13 protein-coding genes and 1 other RNA gene are annotated in these 15,515 nt (G+C 40.4%); 8 read left to right on the top strand and 6 right to left on the bottom strand.

The window, feature by feature from the left end; genetic code table 11:
• The first annotated feature begins 14 nt into the window (after positions 1–14).
• From R2Q78_RS01780 to R2Q78_RS01790, 3 genes are all read left to right on the top strand, one after another.
• Entirely contained in the window at positions 15–1,358 is a 1,344-nt protein-coding gene (locus tag R2Q78_RS01780; RefSeq protein ID WP_316788314.1) for a M60 family metallopeptidase, read from the top strand.
• Positions 1,359–1,603: 245 nt separating this feature from the next.
• Positions 1,604–2,362, top strand: a complete 759-nt coding sequence (locus tag R2Q78_RS01785) for a hypothetical protein (RefSeq protein ID WP_316788316.1) — start codon at positions 1,604–1,606, stop codon at positions 2,360–2,362.
• A 39-nt stretch (positions 2,363–2,401) separates the two neighbouring features.
• A complete protein-coding gene (locus R2Q78_RS01790) occupies positions 2,402–3,175 on the top strand; it encodes a hypothetical protein (protein WP_316788318.1) in 774 nt (257 codons plus the stop codon).
• Positions 3,176–3,181: 6 nt separating this feature from the next.
• On the opposite strand, the gene R2Q78_RS01795 is transcribed toward R2Q78_RS01790, so the two are convergent.
• Positions 3,182–4,015 (bottom strand): alpha/beta hydrolase, encoded by an 834-nt coding sequence (locus R2Q78_RS01795; protein WP_316788320.1) that lies wholly within the window; start codon positions 4,013–4,015, stop codon positions 3,182–3,184.
• 132 nt (positions 4,016–4,147) lie between these two features.
• On the opposite strand from R2Q78_RS01795, the gene R2Q78_RS01800 reads away from it, so the two are divergent.
• Entirely contained in the window at positions 4,148–4,696 is a 549-nt protein-coding gene (locus R2Q78_RS01800) for an HAD family hydrolase (RefSeq protein ID WP_316788322.1), read from the top strand.
• Between the two features lie 53 nt (positions 4,697–4,749).
• On the opposite strand, the gene fsa is transcribed toward R2Q78_RS01800, so the two are convergent.
• Together fsa and ffs are read right to left on the bottom strand one after the other, a co-directional pair.
• Positions 4,750–5,409, bottom strand: coding sequence for a fructose-6-phosphate aldolase (gene fsa / locus R2Q78_RS01805; RefSeq protein ID WP_136834851.1), 660 nt, complete (start codon positions 5,407–5,409; stop codon positions 4,750–4,752).
• 137 nt (positions 5,410–5,546) lie between these two features.
• Positions 5,547–5,646, bottom strand: an RNA gene (gene ffs, locus R2Q78_RS01810) — signal recognition particle sRNA small type.
• Between the two features lie 487 nt (positions 5,647–6,133).
• Between ffs and gltB the strand changes: the two genes are divergently transcribed.
• Positions 6,134–10,645, top strand: coding sequence for a glutamate synthase large subunit (gltB, locus tag R2Q78_RS01815; RefSeq protein WP_316788326.1), 4,512 nt, complete (start codon positions 6,134–6,136; stop codon positions 10,643–10,645).
• Between the two features lie 2 nt (positions 10,646–10,647).
• On the top strand, positions 10,648–12,114 hold the full coding sequence (locus R2Q78_RS01820; RefSeq protein ID WP_316788327.1) for a glutamate synthase subunit beta: 1,467 nt from the start codon (positions 10,648–10,650) through the stop codon (positions 12,112–12,114).
• A gap of 275 nt (positions 12,115–12,389) precedes the next feature.
• On the opposite strand, the gene R2Q78_RS01825 is transcribed toward R2Q78_RS01820, so the two are convergent.
• Together R2Q78_RS01825 and R2Q78_RS01830 are read right to left on the bottom strand one after the other, a co-directional pair.
• Positions 12,390–13,283: an Rpn family recombination-promoting nuclease/putative transposase gene (locus R2Q78_RS01825; protein WP_316788329.1), complete on the bottom strand. Its 894-nt coding sequence runs from the start codon at positions 13,281–13,283 to the stop codon at positions 12,390–12,392.
• A 101-nt stretch (positions 13,284–13,384) separates the two neighbouring features.
• Positions 13,385–13,846, bottom strand: coding sequence for a JAB domain-containing protein (locus R2Q78_RS01830; protein WP_316788331.1), 462 nt, complete (start codon positions 13,844–13,846; stop codon positions 13,385–13,387).
• Positions 13,847–14,047: 201 nt separating this feature from the next.
• Here R2Q78_RS01830 and R2Q78_RS01835 point away from each other — a divergent pair, with 201 nt between their 5' ends.
• Positions 14,048–14,374 carry an ORF6N domain-containing protein gene (locus R2Q78_RS01835; RefSeq protein ID WP_316788333.1) on the top strand — a complete coding sequence of 109 codons (327 nt, stop codon included), beginning with the start codon at positions 14,048–14,050 and terminating at the stop codon, positions 14,372–14,374.
• On the opposite strand, the gene R2Q78_RS01840 is transcribed toward R2Q78_RS01835, so the two are convergent.
• Positions 14,363–14,683 carry a hypothetical protein gene (locus tag R2Q78_RS01840; protein WP_316788335.1) on the bottom strand — a complete coding sequence of 107 codons (321 nt, stop codon included), beginning with the start codon at positions 14,681–14,683 and terminating at the stop codon, positions 14,363–14,365. The genes R2Q78_RS01835 and R2Q78_RS01840 overlap by 12 nt on opposite strands.
• Before the next feature lie 248 nt (positions 14,684–14,931).
• Between R2Q78_RS01840 and R2Q78_RS01845 the strand changes: the two genes are divergently transcribed.
• Positions 14,932–15,513 carry an RNA polymerase sigma-70 factor gene (locus tag R2Q78_RS01845; protein ID WP_316788336.1) on the top strand — a complete coding sequence of 194 codons (582 nt, stop codon included), beginning with the start codon at positions 14,932–14,934 and terminating at the stop codon, positions 15,511–15,513.
• Positions 15,514–15,515 lie beyond the last annotated feature (2 nt).

Raw genomic sequence — 15,515 nt, forward strand, 5'->3', positions numbered from 1 at the left:
CTTAAATTAGAAAAATGAAATCATCCCCATTATTTTATGCTGCCACGGCTCTTTTTGTGCTCTGTGCTTTTACCCAGTGCAAGAAAAAAGAAATTACCCCTGTTGACAATCCTGGAACAGAAACACCTGTCGTTCCACCACCAGCTGTTGCAGAAACGCCAGTAATTTTTGAACAAACTGAATTGCTTTCAGCTGAAAGTGAAAAGAAACGGTTACAATTGAGCTGGTTGGCGACCGATTTTTCCGCTACCGGTTTATATGTAACAACTTCGTCAATTATAAAAGTAAACGTGGAACAACAAGCTGGTACCAGATTGCCGACATTGCTGATCGGTACTTATTCAAGATATGGTACCTGGAATACACAACCAGTTACGTTTAATTTAAAAGCTGGTTTAAACGAAATTACCAGTACTGCTGATGGCCTGATCTGGATCAGGTATACAAATGATAATCCCAATGCAAAGGCTAAGCTTACTTTTACCGGCGGTGTGAAAAAAGTCCCTTACTATATAGCAGGTACAACTACTAATGCCCAATGGAAAGACATGCTCTCGAAATTGAATACAGTACCTGATGTGATTTTGCAAGGAGAGCGTTGTATGATTGTTGTAGACCGTGCTTCTGCTATCAAATATCAGGAAGAAGATCAGGAAGCGCTATTGTCGAAAATATCCAGGATTATAAAGATAGAGGATGACTTTAGCGGACTTAATAGTGCCACGGACCTTGATAAGCCCAATGTTCATCAAAGATATCTGCTGACCCAGCATGAAGATAAAACCTATTATATGTTTGCCTATAATTACCGTACAGCTTATATCGGTACAGCAATTTCTGCAATACTTAAGCCTGCGGATGTTACCTGGGGTCCCTGGCACGAACTTGGACATTTACACCAGCAGGTGTGGACTTGGGGTGCGATTGGTGAAGTAACAGTCAACATATTTTCGAGGGCTGTGCAACGGGAATTCACACCGAATGAAAACAGGCTTGTGAGTGATAAGATATGGGAGCAGGTGCCTGTTTATCTGGCTTTACCAGATGCGCAACGCAATTTCAATAACGACGCAGCATCTGTGTGGGTAAGGCTTTGTATGTTTGAGCAACTGGGCCTGGCTTTTGGCTCCGATTTCTATCCTAAGTTATTGCGGAAGACAAGGCTAGATAAGCCTGTGGTAAACAATGATGATCAAAAAATGAATTACTTTATGAAATCCGCTTGTGTAGTTTCTGGAAAAAACCTGAGTACTTTTTTTAAGAAATGGGGTTTGAATGTGAATTCTACTGTTTATGCTGAAATAGCTGCGCTAGGATTGCCACAGCCCGCTCAGGATATTTCACTTTTGAAGGATTAAAGTCATCAGTTGTTATTTTTTTGACATTGTACGACACATGATTTTTAGTTCTTATATGTAACAAATAGTATATGACTGCGCCTAAATGATATAAATCTATTTTAATTATGACTAAAGAGGAATTTTTAAAATCAAAATGGTTCAAGGTGCTATTGCCTATTCTAATTATTGGTATGGCTATAGTAATTTACAGAAATGGTTATTGCTTCGGACAATGGCTGTATGAAAGAAATAATTAGGATAGTATGAAATTGATTGCCAGAAATAAAATAGCAGACTTTATCGAAACGTGTCCTGAATCAAGAGTCGAGTTGCTGACATGGCTTAAAGAATTTCCATACAATGAAGGCATGCATTTGCCTCCTAAAAATATGGCATACCCCGGGTGTTTATCTGGTAGTTCGAGACCCGGTCGTGGCGATTATCTGGTCAATTATCTGTTGGATCATGATGCTGAAACCTATTGCATTACAGGGATTATGCTTGATGAGCAATATAGAGTAATGATGGAACAAGCTACGGAAGCTATTCAGGAAAGATATCCAGATGTATCTCATAAAACCACCAAAGTTGAGGTGATTATTGAACCTCCGCCGCCCGTCGAGTATGTCCTGGAGTTTGAATCATCCATTCTAATTAAAGAATTGTCAGTTGATAAAGACCATCTGACAAAGGAGGAGTACGAGGAGAGATTAAAAAGAGCTACTGAGCTTTTTGGAGCAAGACCAAATACTGAGGCTTTTGATGAACTAATTAGTTTGCTTCCATCAATTGATTATTATGAAACGAATAGGCTTAAGTTTCCATCGATTTTTGCTTTTGAAATTGTAGCACTTAGAATGAATTTACTTCAATTGAACACTTCTGACTTAACCGGAATGACTGGCTTAGCAGAAGAGGAAGTTCAGCTTTTTCTCTCAGGAGCACAGGATCTTAGTCGTGATAAGTTGGCGAAATTGCTCAGCCGTCTTTTTATAAAAATTCCAATTGCTGATCTTTTGTAATGGAAATGATCGTAACTTTGCAACTGTAAAATTTTCTAAATGGATAATCCGGTTTATGAGAATTCCGCGTTTATCCCTTTTGATCAAACAATTTATTTAAAGGAACTAGCGGAAGGGCTCAGTTTTTCTTTAGGTGGCGAACCACATGCGCTAAGTCTCCTTGCTGTCAGTCAGCTGCAAGATCATCTCCAACATCAACAGGAATGGGTTCATAATTTTGGGCTGGATGCCAATATGGAGGGAATGGTCATCGGAAAAATGTTTGGGGTACTTGTGGTTAGAGAGAAGGGCGGTACGCTGGGGTATTTGGCTGCATTTTCCGGTAAGCTGGCAGGTGAAAATCATCATGAAGGGTTTGTACCTCCGATCTTTGATGGGCTTGTGGCAGGAGGGTTTCTAAATGCGGGAATGGAAGAGCTTTCTGTTATGAATGAGAAGATTCGTTCAATGGAATTATCCGGAGACGATTCGGTTGCTGAAGAATTACAGCAACTTAAATTAACGCGTAAAAATCACTCTAATGCATTGCAATACCAGATCTTTGATCAGTATCACTTCTTAAATAAAGATGGTCAGTCGAAAAGCCTAATTGAAGCTTTTAAAGATACAGCTGCAGGAAAGCCTCCGGCAGGAGCTGGAGAATGTGCAGCGCCTAAATTATTGCAATACGCTTTTCAACAAGAAATGGAACCCTTAGCAATTGCCGAATTTTGGTGGGGATTATCTCCTAAGTCTGATTATTGGAAGCACGGTCAGTTTTACCCGCCGTGCCTCGAAAAATGCGCCCCGATACTGGAGCATATGTTGTCCTAGATCTGGTTACTTCCTTAAAAACTGGAGTAATAATCCATTTAATTCGTCTTTATTGGTGATAAACAGACCATGTGGCGCCTCTTCGAAAATATAGTATTCTGCGTTTGGTAATAATGAGGCCGTTATTTCACTGGTTGGTTTAATAGGAACGGTTTTGTCAGCATCGCCATGGATGATCATCATTGGTATGCTAATGGTTGTCAAATCTGTCCTGAAATCTGTTTCTGAGAATGAACGTACGCATTCTGCCGTCGCTTTAGGGCTTGCCACTACAGCAAGCTGATGCATCCAGTTCTGGATCTCCTGACTAACTGGCTTATTTAGCAGCCCTTCATTGAAAAACTGCTTGCCAAATTCAGTAAGAAATGCTGGCCTGTCATCATGTATTTTAGCAATGATACCGTCAAATACCTCTCTTGGCACACCTTCTTCATGGTCATCTGTTTTTAATAATAAGGGAACAACACTACTCACAAGTACTGCTTTCGATACCCTTGATGAACCATATTTTCCAAGGTATCTAACTACTTCGCCACCTCCCATCGAGAACCCTACCAGCATTACATCCCATAAGTCAAGAGCTGTAATTACCTCATTCAGGTCATAGGCAAGTGTATCATAATCATAACCTGTCCAGGGTCTGTCTGATTGTCCAAAACCCCTTCTGTCGTAGGCAATACAACGGTACCCTGCGTTAGTGAGTGCATTAACCTGATATTCCCACATTTCATGTGATACCGGCCATCCATGGATTAAAACCACAGGTTTCCCTGTTCCGTAATCTTCAAAAAATAAGTTGACCGAGTCGCTGTTCTGCGGGTTTTTCTTTATATAAGGCATGATGATAATATTTTATGGTGCAAATTCTAAATTACTTGCTTAAATAACATGGTTAAAGTCAATTTGTTTAGCTGAATAATTCTCATATTTGGCCGCATAACAAAAGTGTCGCAAGATAATAAGTCAAAACTAATGAATAAAGCCATTTTTCTGGATCGTGACGGAGTGCTCAATCACGAAATATACGATTACATCACCAGGGTAGAAGATTTCAAGATACTGGAATACCAGATTCCGCCATTGAAAAGATTATTCGATGAGGGATATCTGCTTATTGTGATTACCAATCAGGGCGGTATAGCCTTAAAAAGATATACAGAGCAAGAATTAGGCATCATGCACCAGATGCTGAGGAATGCTTTTGTACAGAAATCTGCAGATATTGCCGCGTTTTATTACTGTCCGCATCATCCAACAGTAAGCGCATGTGAATGCAGAAAGCCGGGTTCAAAGATGCTTCTGGATGCCATTGATATGTTTGAAATTGATCCTGCTTTATCTGTAATGATAGGGGATAAACCACGCGATGTAGAAGCAGCAATAGGAGCAGGAGTGAAGGGGATAGAGATCGTTCCTGACGAACAAATTGACTACGATCTGGTGAAGAAGGTGCTTGCCGGTACTGAAATGAGAACCAATTCCGCTGGTCTGCTGAAATTGATGGCAGAGAAAAAATCATAAAAAAAGCGGCTGATTGTATAATCAGCCGCTTTTTTTATGTTATAATTCAATAATTACAAACCTGCTGCTTTTTTATGGTCAGCAAGGAAAGTAGCTAGACCGCTATCAGTCAGTGGGTGTTTTAATAGCGCAGTGATTGCACTTAAAGGAGCTGTAATTACATCAGCACCTAATTTAGCACAGGCAACAATATGCAATGGTCCACGGATTGATGCAGCTAAAATCTGAGTAGGGTATCCATAGTTATCAAAGATCAATCTGATGTCTTCGATCAGTTGTAAGCCATCTGTAGAAATATCATCTAAACGTCCTAAGAATGGAGAAACATAAGTTGCACCAGCTTTAGCAGCTAATAAAGCCTGACCAGGAGAGAAGATTAGTGTACAGTTGGTTTTGATGCCTTTTGAAGTAAAATATTTGATCGCTTTAACGCCATCTTTGATCATTGGAACCTTAACAACGATCTTCGGATTTAAGGCAGCTAATGCTTCACCTTCCTTAATGATCTCATCAAAAGTAGTAGCGATAACTTCAGCACTTACGTTGTCGTCTACAATATCACAAATTGCTTTGTAGTGTGCAGTTACGTTAGCATCGCCGGTTATACCTTCTTTAGCCATTAAACTTGGGTTGGTGGTTACGCCGTCTAAAACGCCAAGGTCTTGTGCTTCTTTTATTTGATCAAGATTCGCTGTGTCAATGAAAAATTTCATGTTATTTAATTATTAGCAATGGTTAATGTGTCTTTATAAATTATTCGGTGCCTAAATTAGGCAATTACATCGATTCTATTTATTAAAAGTTGGAATATGTCGGTTATGTGAGAAACAGCCTAACCAGAAAAAGAAAAAAAGGGCAAGCACCTCTTATCGCATCGCTACAACCTTCTACCCTTGCTTCGTTCCCGCCCTGGGGGAGTTCAAAGGGAGCTGATCGTAAAAGACTTGCCCGCCACAAAAGTAGCAAAAGACATCAGATTGCGAAAAGAAAAATCACAATAATTTTGATTTTTGAAGTTGGAATGCGGTAATCTGTTGACATTAAAGACATTGAGTTGCATGAAAAACAATAATTATTTTTAAGATTCTATATTCATGGCTGTTTTCAGAAAGATTTGGGAGAGGGTACGCTTGTCGATTCCTTGTCCCAACAGGAAAAAGTGCTCAAGAGTGTAGCAGAACAAAATTTCCCCGATGTGTCGTGATTCTTTTTACCCCCTAAAACTGAGCGAATACTTATGCAAAATTATTCTAAATAACACCATTATGAATATGGTAATTTAAAACGATGTAAATTATTGATATGGTAATTAAGCGTGGTTTTTTTTAAAAAGTACTGCATATCTCCTAAAAAATATATCAATATTATAATTTCTTAGTTTTTTTTCGTATCTTAGTGTCTCAAATACACTATACCAAACTATATTTAAACGGACTTATGGAACAATCACAAGATAACCAAGGGTTATATGACCAGCGTTTTGAGCACGATGCATGCGGCATCGGATTTGTTGCCCATATCAAGGGAAGAAAGTCACAACAGATCATTTCAGACGCCATAACCATTCTTGAAAATCTTGATCACCGCGGGGCTGTCGGAGCCGAAATCAATACCGGAGATGGTGCAGGTATCATGATTCAGATACCACACGAATTTTTGTATGATGAATGTCTTAAAATTGGATTTAGCCTGAATGAATCCGGAGACTACGGCGTTGGGATGCTTTTCCTACCCAAAGATGTGAAGGCAAGAGAAGAATGCAGGGAAATTATTTACCGTGCAGCAGAGAAACTAAACCTTGAAGTTCTTGGTTTTAGAAAAGTACAGACCAATACAGAAGGTATTGGGGATATGGCTTTATCTGTTGAACCGGAAATGGAGCAGGTATTCATTGCCCGCCCGTATTCAGTTGCAGCAGGAGCTGATTTCGAACGTAAACTTTACGTATTCAAGAATTACCTGTCTAAAACCATTAATACAACTGTAAAAGGTATTAACGGTGAGTTTTATATTGCATCCTTCTCATCAAGGACTATTGTATATAAAGGTCAGCTGACTTCGTTGCAGGTAAGAACATATTTTACTGAATTGAGCGATAAACGTGTCGTTTCGGCCTTCGGTCTGATTCACTCACGTTTCGCAACCAACACTTTTCCGTCATGGAGGCTGGCTCAACCTTTCAGGTATATAGCCCATAATGGTGAGATTAATACTTTACAAGGAAATTTAAACTGGTTTAGAGCAGGTGTGAAATCATTTGCGTCGCCTTACTTTACTCCTGAAGAACTAAATATTTTACTTCCTGTAATCGATGAGACTAACTCCGATTCAGGATGTCTTGATAATGTAGTAGAATTGTTGCTGCATTCGGGACGTTCATTGCCGCACGTACTGATGATGCTGATTCCTGAGGCTTGGGATGGCAACGAAGATATGGATGAGCTAAAGAAAGCATTCTATAAGTTTCATGCTACATTAATGGAACCTTGGGACGGTCCAGCTGCAGTTTCTTTTACCGATGGAAACCTGATCGGTACGACACTAGATAGAAATGGGCTTCGTCCTCAGCGCTACGCAATTACAGAAGATGATCATGTAATCATGGCTTCAGAAGCTGGAGCCTTAGCTCTTGACCAGAGTAAAATTATAGAAAAAGGCCGCCTCACTCCAGGTAAGATGTTTGTAGTGGATATGGAGCAGGGGCGTATTATATCTGATGCGGAGATTAAACAACAAGTTTGTGGTGATAAGCCATACTCAGACTGGATCAACAAATACCAGATCCGACTGGAAGAACTTCCTGAGCCAAGAGTAGTGTTCACAGGATTGTCGGAAGAATCTATATTCCGTTATCAGCAAGTATTTGGTTATACCAGAGAAGACGTGGATTTGGTATTGAAACCAATGGCTTTAGAGGGCAAAGAAGCTATAGGCTCGATGGGGACAGATATACCTTTGGCAGTACTTTCTCAGAAACCTCAGCATCTGTCTTCTTACTTCAAGCAATTGTTTGCCCAGGTAACCAATCCGCCAATTGACCCGATAAGGGAAAAAGTGGTAATGAGTCTTGCGGGATTTATGGGTGCAAATGGAAATTTACTGGAGGAGACTGCAATGCAGTGCCATTGTGTGGGAATCAAGCACCCGATTTTGACCAATGTGGAATTGGAAAAGTTAAGGAGCATAGATACTGGAGTGTTTCAGTCTAAGACTTTGCAAACCTACTTCAGGGCAGATGGTAAACCAGGTTCCATGGAGAAAGCCATTGAACGACTTTGCCGATATGCAGTAGACGCTGTTGAGGACGGTTTCCAGGTAATCATTTTGTCTGACCGTGCTCTGGATTCAGAACATGCGGCGATACCGTCACTGCTTGCTGTGTCTGCAGTGCATCATCACCTGATCAGAAAAGGATACCGTGGTGCTGTAGGTATAGTGATAGAAGCGGGTGACGTTTGGGAAGTACATCACTTTGCAACGCTGATTGGTTTTGGTGCTACGGCAGTTAATCCTTATCTGGCGTTGGAGACTATTGGTGGATTTAGTAAAGAGTCAGGCATGACCACTGAGAAAATGGTGAATAACTACATTTACTCTATCAATGGCGGACTACTCAAGATCTTCTCAAAAATGGGTATCTCAACACTACAATCGTATCATGGTGCCCAAATATTTGAAATCCTTGGTATCAATAAGCCTGTAGTAGATAAATATTTTACCGGAGCAGTTTCCAGGATAGGAGGACTTGGTCTTGATGAAATCGCAAGAGAAACTCTGATCAAGCACAACAGGATATTTAAATTGGCTACCCGCCCTGATGCGATATTGCCTACCGGTGGTAACTATAAATGGAAACGTAAAGGTGAGCAGCATTTGTTTAATCCTCAGACGATCCACCTGTTGCAGAACGCAACCAGGAAAAATGACTATAATACTTATAAGCAATACGCCAAACTGGTAAATGAGCAAACGTTACAAGCTTATACCATCAGGGGATTATTTGAATTCAATTATAACCGTCCGGCTGTTCCGCTTGAAGAAGTAGAACCGATTGAAAACATTCTGAAGCGTTTTGCTACCGGAGCAATGTCTTTTGGTTCGATCTCTCACGAGGCACACTCTACACTGGCGATTGCGATGAACCGCATTGGCGGAAAAAGTAATACAGGTGAAGGCGGTGAGGATGAGTTGAGGTACGAATTGATGCCTAATGGTGATTCAATGAGGTCATCCATCAAACAAATCGCCTCTGCTCGTTTTGGAGTAACCAGTTACTACTTAACCAATGCTGATGAGCTGCAGATTAAGATGGCTCAAGGCGCAAAACCAGGCGAAGGCGGACAACTGCCCGGACATAAAGTCGACGACTGGATTGCAAAAGTTCGTCATGCTACACCTGGTGTAGGTTTGATTTCTCCGCCTCCGCACCATGATATTTATTCTATCGAGGATTTGGCTCAGCTGATCTTCGACTTGAAAAACGCAAACCGCGAAGCACGTATTAACGTAAAACTCGTTTCAAAAGCAGGTGTTGGTACAATTGCGGCAGGAGTTGCAAAGGCTCATGCTGATGTGATTTTAGTATCCGGTTTTGATGGAGGAACAGGTGCTTCACCATTGACTTCGATACAACATGCTGGCTTACCATGGGAACTTGGATTGGCAGAAGCGCATCAGACCCTGGTTAAAAACAGGTTGAGAAGCCGCGTGGTACTGCAGACAGACGGACAACTTAAAACCGGTAAAGACATTGCAATTGCAACGCTACTTGGTGCGGAAGAATGGGGTGTAGCTACAGCTGCATTGGTAACCGCCGGATGTATCATGATGCGTAAATGTCACCTGAATACTTGTCCGGTTGGTGTGGCTACTCAAGATCCTAATTTAAGGAAGCTATTTACCGGAGAGCCGGATCATGTGGTAAACTTATTTTACTTCCTTGCTCAGGAATTAAGAGAAACGATGGCTGAGCTTGGTTTTAGAACGATCAATGAAATGGTTGGGCAGTCAGATGCCTTAACTGTACGTCAGATTGATCAGTCGGACTGGAAACTAAAAGACCTTGATTTTTCTAAAATCCTATTTAAGGCGCCAGATAATGGCTTGAGCCTTTACAATACAGAATCTCAGGATCATGGGTTGGATAATGTGTTAGATCATAAATTGATAGAAGCAGCTCAACCTGCATTGGCTTCTAAGGAGCCGATATACAAGGAATTCCCGGTAATCAATATCGATCGTTCTATTGGCACAATGCTTTCTAACGAGGTTTCTAAAGTCTATAAAGGGCAGGGCTTACCTGCTGATACGATCAACTTTAAGTTCAAGGGCTCTGCAGGACAAAGTTTTGGTGCATTCGCTGCCAAAGGCATCTCCCTGCATCTTGAAGGTGAGGCAAATGATTATGTAGGTAAAGGACTTTCAGGTGCTAAGCTGGCGATCTACCCTTTTGCTGCTAATAAATATGTACCTGAGCAAAATATCATCATCGGTAACGTTGCCCTATATGGAGCTACCTCAGGTGAGTTGTTTGTTCGTGGACAGGCAGGTGAGCGATTTGCAGTACGTAACTCTGGTGCTACAGCGGTGGTTGAAGGACTTGGAGATCACGGTTGTGAATACATGACAGGTGGTGAAGTGCTGGTTATCGGTGGTACAGGAAGCAATTTCGCTGCCGGTATGAGTGGCGGTGTGGCATGGATCTACGATGTGAATGGCGACTTTGCAAGCAAGTGTAATAAAGAGATGGTTGATCTTGATCCTTTGGATGAGCAGGATGAACTGCGCATCAACTTATTGCTGAGAAAGCATGCACAACTGACAGAAAGCAGCGTGGCTAAGTTCCTGTTGAGCGACTGGGCTACTCAATCTGCACATTTTATCAAAGTATTCCCTAAGGAATATAAAGCAGTACTAATGAACAAAAGTAACAAACTGAAAATATCTTAATCATGGGAAAAGTAACTGGATTTTTAGAATATGAAAGAACTGCTCCTGGTAAAGAAGATGCAAAAGAGCGTTTAAAGCACTACAATGAATTTGTAGCTGAATTAGAAGAACAGGAAGTAAACAAACAGGCAGCAAGATGCATGGACTGCGGCGTACCATTCTGTCAGTCTGGTTGTCCGCTGGGTAATGTGATTCCTGAATTTAACGAAGCTGTATATAAAGGAGATTGGCAGTTGGCCTCAACTATTTTATTGAGTACCAATAACTTTCCTGAATTTACTGGAAGGATTTGTCCGGCGCCATGTGAATCAGCTTGTGTACTGGGTATTAATAAATCTCCGATTTCAATTGAAGAGATTGAGAAACACATCATAGAAACAGCGTTTAAAAAAGGATACATTAAAGCAGAACCACCATTGATCCGTACTGGTAAAAAGGTCGCTGTAATTGGATCTGGTCCTGCCGGTCTTGCTGCTGCCGCACAGTTGAATAAAGCTGGTCATGAGGTAGTAGTTTACGAACGTGATGATACACCTGGAGGCTTGTTGAATTATGGTATTCCTGATTTCAAACTGCAAAAAGATGTGGTAACGAGACGTATTGCATTGATGGAAAAAGAAGGTATCGTATTCAAGTGCAATGCTAACGTTGGTGTTAACGTAGAATTGAATACCTTGCTGAGAGATTACCAGTCTATCGTGCTTGCAGGCGGTTCTACCATTCCGCGTGACCTTCCTGCTCTTGGCAGAGAAGCTAAAGGAGTACATTTTGCGATGGACTTCCTGAAACAACAAAACAAACGTGTTAAAAACTTTGCGGTTACAGATGAAGCGATTCTGGCAACTGGCAAAGATGTAATTGTAATAGGTGGTGGTGATACAGGATCTGATTGTATCGGAACTTCTAACCGTCAGGGTGCTAAATCTGTGACCCAATTTGAGATCATGCCAATGCCTTCACAATCACGCACATCAAACATGCCTTGGCCAACTTATCCAATGCTTTTAAAAGTGACTTCTTCTCACGAAGAGGGCTGCGAGAGAGGCTGGGGAGTAAACACCAAAGAATTCATCAAAGATGAGAATGGTAATCTTAAAGCGGTAAAAGTAGTAGATGTAGAATGGGAAATTGATCCTTCTGGCCGTCCGGTAAACTTCAAAGAGAAAGCCGGTACAGAACGCGAACTTCCTTGTCAACTGGTATTATTGGCTATGGGTTTCCTTTATCCTCAGAAAGAAGGATTGCTGGAGAAACTAGGTATTGAACTCGACAACAGAGGTAATGTGAAAGCCGAAGAAGGTAAGTATCAAACAAACATTGCTAAGATCTTTGCAGCCGGAGACATGCGCCGCGGACAATCGTTGGTAGTATGGGCAATATCAGAAGGACGTGAAGCAGCCAGAAAGGTAGATCAATACCTGATGGGGCATAGTAGCTTGCCTTCTAAGGATGGAATTCCTTACGCATAATCAGGATTTTTAATTTTTCTATAATTTAAGGCGCCGGAAATTTCCGGCGCCTTTCTTTTTGGGGTCCGTTTGCTATGCAGTCGGTGCTTCTCCAGTGCAACTGCGGTGCTTCTGGGGTATTGCTTCGATCACGATCGAAGCAATACCCTAGATGGTACGGCGCATCACCCTAGAAGATACGAGCGCATAGCGAAGGCAGCTAGAACACATAGTCCAGACATAAAAAGGTCCTTCGGTGATACCAAAGGACTTTTGTTTATTTTAAAAAACTTGATTTATAATTCTTGAATTTCTTCAATCGAAAGGCCGGTTAGTTCTGAAATGTCTTCATCTGACATGCCTTTTGTCTTCATGTTTTTAGCTATTTCTATTTTTTCCTGAAGTTTGCCTTGTTCCAAACCTTGTTCCAAACCTTGCTGTAGACCTTGTTCTAAGCCCTGTTGTGCTGCCTGCTTCTTAGCCCAGTCCATACCGCCATTCCAATCAGATTTGGCTTTCAAATCTGATTCATATAGTTCACGTTCCTCTTTAGTCAGCTTGCTCACTTCTGCAATTTTAAATATCTTTTGAAATACTCTTTTATCCAGGAAGGCTGGAATTTTATCTAAACGGCTCATGTTCTTTAAAAGATAAAACCACTTGTCCAGATCTGATTCTATTTCATCTCCCTGTTTATCAAAGTTAGGTAATTCAAGGAATTTATAACCCATACCTTTGTAAAAAACTTTGCCGGTGTCTTTGTTCATCAATGCAATGTTGTGCATGTAATTGCTGTTGATGTTATTGAACTGAAACTCCATAATACCGATCAGATAAACTTCTTTTAGTGGCGTGTTCCAGTTGGTGGACCCTTTGGGTAATTGGGAACTGATCAATCTGGACATGTAAAATACACATCTGTCCTTAAAATATTCCTGTCCTGTCCGCTGCATTTCGATGATGAATTTTTCATCGTCTTTGCCAGTGCATACGAGGTCAAAAAGTACTTTTTTCTCCTTACTGCTTTCTCCGCCATGCTCTGTAGGGCTGTAACTGAGATCGACGATGTGTTTCTCTCCTTGAAATAAGGCATTTAAAAGTTCTATTAAAATGTCTTTGTCAGGCTCACGGCCGAATAAAAACTTAAAACCGAAATCCGTAAGAGGATCAATGAAACGTGCTTTTGTCATAAATTATAAAATTAGTGTTAGCGAACTTCCTCTTATTTTACAATGAGTGGTTGAAATGGATGAAAAATATTTTTAATAAGCAGTGTTAAGTCGAAGGCATATCAATCCGTCATATAGGTAAGCAGACCGTTATCTCTATAGCTGTAATAACCCTCAGATGAAATCACCAGATGATCAAGCAACGTAATACTGATGCTATTGGCTGTAGAAATCAATCTGATGTTGTATAATAGGTCTGTCTTGTCGGCGGTATAGCTTTTTTTGGAATGGCTGACCAGCACTATTGATAGACACTGATGCTGTAATGTGATTTGTAAAACCCCTTTGATGTCCCCAAATCCCGCCTTGGCATTGCCAAGTTTTTGAGTATGCTTTAATGTGCCTAGATCATCAAATAATAGCAGCCAATTGTCTTTAGCTGTTCCGATAACTTCCTTCGCTATTTTACAAGTATTGTGGCTATTACCCGCAATATATTGGTGACTTGAAGACTTTTTTGAACGATAATAAAAGCTATCTGATTCATTGAATAAAAAACTGGAAATGTGGCTTTTCTGATGCATAGTAAGGGTTTTTTATGTATCAAATATAATAAAAGCAGCGAGTTTTGCTAATAATATTAGTAATTTAAAATTTATTTCTTCTTCTATTTGGCTTTTATAAAATATCTGAATGAATTTAGCTGACATGAAAATCAATCAGGATAATATAGAAGATAAAATAACATTATTACTGGAGAAACTGTTATACCAGACCGAACTGTATTGAGCAAAATTTATAATATCAGAGGTCAAAAGGTAATGTTGGATAGGGATCTGGCAGAACTTTATGGTGTGGAAACAAAGCGTTTAAAAGAGCAAGTACGAAGAAATATGGAACGATTTCCTGTGCAATATATGTTTATGCTGACAAAGGAGGAACCAGATTCTTTAAGGTCGCAGAATGCGTCCTTAAAGAAAAGAGGAACTCATAGTAAGTATGCTATAAGCGCGTTTATTGAAGATCGAGCAGTTGTAAGCAACCGCATAATGATATTTACAGGCAGGCCACTTACAGTGGCTTGCCTTTGTGTTTTTACGCTATTGGTTTGATGTTAATGTGTTTATTATAACTTCTAGATAATCTTCTGGAAACTCAGAGGGTTTTAAGATTTTTAACTGGTGCTGGGCAAGATTGAATTTTTCAATAAAAGTACCGCTGGTGAGGTTAAATTTTAAATAGCCTTCTTCAAAATAACGCTCTTCTATATTGTCTGAGCGATCCATTGAACGGAATGTTAGCTTCGAGGCTTTTAGCGATGCTATGTCAATTATCAACCACTGGAAACGCTGCGAAATATCCGCATCTAAAGGAAGATCAGTTCGTTGAATTTCTAGTATGCATATGCTGCTGTTCTCCATGTAAAACAGGCAATCGAAGTTAGGTTTCATGCCGGCAAAAGTACGGTTCTGAAAGCTTTTATAGTAGAATGGATAGCATTTATTATACTCGCTAGGTAATTTTTCAGAATAGTAGAACGCTTCTAATCCCTTTTAGCAAGAAAAACTAAAATTTATTTTTCATCGTAGTTGGTTTATATCGAAGAACTTATATAATCTTGTAGAACATTTTTGCTAAATTAGTATAACGGGGTATCAATAAAAATTTCATGGCAACTTACAGCACTTATACTGACTATGAATTGCTTGCTTTCCTAAAAGCGGGTGATGAGGCTGCGTTGTCTGAGTTTTATAAACGCTATTGGCAACCTTTGTATATTTCGGTTAACAACATGCTCAAAGACCGGCAGCCTTGTGAGGATATTATACAGGAGATATTTATTAAGCTTTGGGATAAGCGGGAGAGTATTGAAATCCAGATTTCGGTTAAGGCTTATTTATTTGCTAGCTGCAGGTACAAAGTATTCCGGCTGATTAAAAGTCAGAAAGTAAGGGAAGATTTTTTTGACGGTCTGCATGAAAGATTACACGAACCTTCTGCTTATGGAAGTCTGGAGCATAAAGAACTGTTGCAGCAGATCAACTCGATTGTGGAGCAGTTGCCGGATAAATGCAGGGAAGTATATAAGCTGAGTCGGGAAGAAAACCTGAGTCATAAAGAAATTGCCGAGCGGCTGGGGATTTCGACTAAAACTGTAGAAAACCACATTACCAGAGCCCTTACGCAATTGCGTTCATCTATGGGTGGCCTGCTGACGATTGAGCTAATCGGTTGGTGGATGAAGAATTGAAA

Origin of the sequence: Pedobacter frigoris, assembly GCF_032678645.1 — a bacterium.
In the GTDB taxonomy this organism is placed as follows: Bacteria; Bacteroidota; Bacteroidia; order Sphingobacteriales; family Sphingobacteriaceae; genus Pedobacter; species Pedobacter frigoris_A.

What these genes read in the sequence shown, in the direction of transcription:
- R2Q78_RS01820 (WP_316788327.1), top strand. Translation starts at nt 10,648, where the DNA reads ATGGGAAAAGTAACTGGATTTTTAGAATATGAAAGAACTGCTCCTGGT.
- R2Q78_RS01790 (WP_316788318.1), top strand. Translation starts at nt 2,402, where the DNA reads ATGGATAATCCGGTTTATGAGAATTCCGCGTTTATCCCTTTTGATCAA.
- R2Q78_RS01800 (WP_316788322.1), top strand. Translation starts at nt 4,148, where the DNA reads ATGAATAAAGCCATTTTTCTGGATCGTGACGGAGTGCTCAATCACGAA.
- R2Q78_RS01840 (WP_316788335.1), bottom strand. Translation starts at nt 14,683, where the DNA reads ATGGAGAACAGCAGCATATGCATACTAGAAATTCAACGAACTGATCTT.
- gltB (WP_316788326.1), top strand. Translation starts at nt 6,134, where the DNA reads ATGGAACAATCACAAGATAACCAAGGGTTATATGACCAGCGTTTTGAG.
- R2Q78_RS01785 (WP_316788316.1), top strand. Translation starts at nt 1,604, where the DNA reads ATGAAATTGATTGCCAGAAATAAAATAGCAGACTTTATCGAAACGTGT.
- fsa (WP_136834851.1), bottom strand. Translation starts at nt 5,409, where the DNA reads ATGAAATTTTTCATTGACACAGCGAATCTTGATCAAATAAAAGAAGCA.
- R2Q78_RS01780 (WP_316788314.1), top strand. Translation starts at nt 15, where the DNA reads ATGAAATCATCCCCATTATTTTATGCTGCCACGGCTCTTTTTGTGCTC.
- R2Q78_RS01830 (WP_316788331.1), bottom strand. Translation starts at nt 13,846, where the DNA reads ATGCATCAGAAAAGCCACATTTCCAGTTTTTTATTCAATGAATCAGAT.
- R2Q78_RS01795 (WP_316788320.1), bottom strand. Translation starts at nt 4,015, where the DNA reads ATGCCTTATATAAAGAAAAACCCGCAGAACAGCGACTCGGTCAACTTA.
- R2Q78_RS01845 (WP_316788336.1), top strand. Translation starts at nt 14,932, where the DNA reads ATGGCAACTTACAGCACTTATACTGACTATGAATTGCTTGCTTTCCTA.
- R2Q78_RS01825 (WP_316788329.1), bottom strand. Translation starts at nt 13,283, where the DNA reads ATGACAAAAGCACGTTTCATTGATCCTCTTACGGATTTCGGTTTTAAG.